1 protein-coding gene is annotated in these 733 nt (G+C 75.3%); it reads left to right on the top strand.

The window, feature by feature from the left end; genetic code table 11:
* On the top strand, positions 1-733 hold a 733-nt coding region (locus AB1578_18930), incomplete at both ends, for an oligosaccharide flippase family protein (protein MEW6489970.1).

Here is a 733-nt window from a genome sequence, read left to right as displayed (position 1 = left end):
CGCGGCCGCGGCGGTGCTGTACTTCGGGGCGGCGGTCTGGTGGTTTCCCGACCTGGATGCGGGGGCGGTGGCCCTGGCGTCGGCGTCGGTGCTCGCCCAGTCCCTGGCGACCCTTTACTTCTCCCTCTTCCTGGGGCTCAACCGGGCGGCCCTGTGGGGCCTGGAGGCGCCGCTCAAGGGGTGGGGGGTGGTGGCGGTGCTCCCCGCCGCGTACCTCGCCGGCGGGCTCCGGGGGGCGTGCGGGGCGGTGGCCGCGGTGGACCTGCTGCTGCTCGCGGCCGGCATCCTGCTGGCGCGGCCGCACCTGGGGCTCGCCAGGCCTCGCTGGGACCTGCGGCCCGCGTTGCCGTACGTGCGGTTCGGTGCCGCGTTTCTCGTGAGCCAGCTCGTGGTGGCCTCGTTTCGGCGCAGCGGCGACGTGATGGTGCTGGCGGTCTCGGGGAGCTACGCGGAGGTGGGGTACTTCGGCCTGGCCATGAACGTGTACCTCGTGGGGGCGCTGGCCATGGGGCAGCTCGCGCTGTCGTTTGCGCCCGTCCTCACCGGGCTGCGGGAGCAGGGGCGCCCGGAGGCCGCCGCCCGCTGGGTGGAGCGCCTCCTGGTGGTCCTGGCGGCGGCGGGGGTTGCCGCCGTCTTCGGGGCACTGGCCCTGGGGGAGACCCTGGTGCCCCTGGTCTTCGGGCAGGCGTACCGCCCCGTGGCGGCGCACCTGCTCGTCATGGCCTTTGCCCTC

This window comes from Thermodesulfobacteriota bacterium (assembly GCA_040756475.1).
In the GTDB taxonomy this organism is placed as follows: Bacteria; Desulfobacterota; Deferrisomatia; order Deferrisomatales; family JACRMM01; genus JBFLZB01.
Note: the sequence above shows the minus strand (reverse complement) of the source record. Positions and strands in the feature narration are given on the sequence as shown.